This is a genomic window from Pseudalkalibacillus sp. JSM 102089 (genome assembly GCF_041366475.1).
Classification (GTDB): domain Bacteria; phylum Bacillota; class Bacilli; order Bacillales; family Guptibacillaceae; genus Guptibacillus; species Guptibacillus hwajinpoensis_B.
This window is the reverse complement of sequence record NZ_JBEWYW010000034.1, coordinates 1-1,554: the sequence shown is the minus strand read 5'-3', so window position 1 is coordinate 1,554 and position 1,554 is coordinate 1. Positions and strand designations below refer to the sequence as shown.

Below are 1,554 nucleotides of genomic sequence, written 5' to 3'. Positions count from 1 at the left end.
GGCAAGCTGATTTTAAGTATCTTGCAGTGCTGGAGTTTCAAGATAGAGGTGCTGTGCATTATCACATGATGTGTAACTCACCGTATGTTCCCCAACGTGATCTCTTGCAGTTGTGGCGTAAGGGTGGCGATGATGGTGGGGTTGATATAAGAGATATAAAGCAGGTTGATAATGTCGGTGCATACATGGTCAAATACATGTTGAAGAATACGCATGATGATAGACTGCAAGGGAATAAAGCGTATCTTTCTAGTAAGGGTCTGGCGAAGTCATCTGTAGTACGGGGTACTATCGTGAAAGACATATTGAAGAACTACGGCATATCAGAAGACACAGAAAAGGTGTTCGAATCCTCCTACAGTTCCGAACACCATGGGTGCGTCAGGTATAAAGAATACAACCTGAAGCGTCTTTAATTGTCTAACACTATTATAGCACGTTTGGCACCATATATGCACCAAAGGAAGCCAGGCTGGATACGGAAAGGGGGCACTGCCTTGCAGGGGGTGCCCTACCGTATGCAGGCTGGTAAATTTATGTAGACAATGAGCCAAAATGGCGTTATAATTGAGTTACAACTAAATAACGTTTGAGGTGGCGTTTCGAGAGTGCGTCGCCTTTTTCGTATCTAAAAAAAGAGGAGTGCAGCACTTATGAATAAAGAGAAGTCTGGAGAGCTGAAAAGGCTTAATGTGAGAGTGCGTCCAGAGATGTATGAATGGTTGAAGTCTAACGCTGAATCACGTGGTCTTACATTGAATGCTATGGTCATATTCGCTATTGAGACGTATTACCAACAACAGACGTTGATCCCACAGATACCTGGCATGTTGGATGCGCTAAAAGAGAGTCAAGATGATGCCAGTGGAAGGTGAGCGTAGCGATACATTTACGTTGGGTAGTACCCTTTGATATTCTGCCCCGAAGGGTGGAGGAAGGTGCTTTTTCCTTCCTTCAAAGAATTGGGTTTCAAAGGGTACAGGGCCCCAATGTCAATGTCACCTGAGAACGGCGTTCGTTGAAGGCTCTTACTTAATTTATTTGTACCAGTTAATAAGGCGAAAAATAAACAGGTAGATGAGGATGGGGAGAAAGGCGCATGAGGTTTACTGATTTGAAATTGGTTGCTAATGGTCATGTCTTGGAAGTCTATGAATACGAAAAGGAAGTTTGTTCAGGATTTGAAGGTCAAGGTGGAAGACGAAAGAACGATGAGGAAAAAAGCGAGCGATCAGAAGAGATAAGGAAAACATCATCAGCAAAAGCGAGGAATGAAGTTAGACGACAGGTACTAGCGAATTTTAGCGAGAGAAGTAAGTTTGTTACCTTAACATTCAAAGAGAACATAACTGATATTCAGAGGGCTAATACATACTTTAAAAACTTTATTAAAAGGCTTAAATACTATTTGAAGGCAAAACGGAAGTGGCAAGCTGATTTTAAGTATCTTGCAGTGCTGGAGTTTCAAGATAGAGGTGCTGTGCATTATCACATGATGTGTAACTCACCGTATGTTCCCCAACGTGATCTCTTGCAGTTGTGGCGTAAGGGTGG

General features: G+C 42.7%; 3 protein-coding genes. All 3 read left to right on the top strand.

Going from position 1 to position 1,554, the window contains the following annotated elements:
* Positions 1-416 (top strand): rolling circle replication-associated protein (locus tag ABVF21_RS22705; RefSeq protein WP_425589854.1); only part of this gene is annotated, 416 nt, incomplete at its 5' end.
* A gap of 237 nt (positions 417-653) precedes the next feature.
* Positions 654-875 carry a hypothetical protein gene (locus tag ABVF21_RS22700; RefSeq protein ID WP_371019077.1) on the top strand — a complete coding sequence of 74 codons (222 nt, stop codon included), beginning with the start codon at positions 654-656 and terminating at the stop codon, positions 873-875.
* Positions 876-1,099: 224 nt separating this feature from the next.
* Positions 1,100-1,554 (top strand): rolling circle replication-associated protein (locus ABVF21_RS22695; RefSeq protein ID WP_425589853.1); only part of this gene is annotated, 455 nt, incomplete at its 3' end.

Bases quoted from the DNA above. Each gene is read 5' to 3' on its own strand.
- ABVF21_RS22700 (WP_371019077.1), top strand. From the start codon at position 654: ATGAATAAAGAGAAGTCTGGAGAGCTGAAAAGGCTTAATGTGAGAGTG.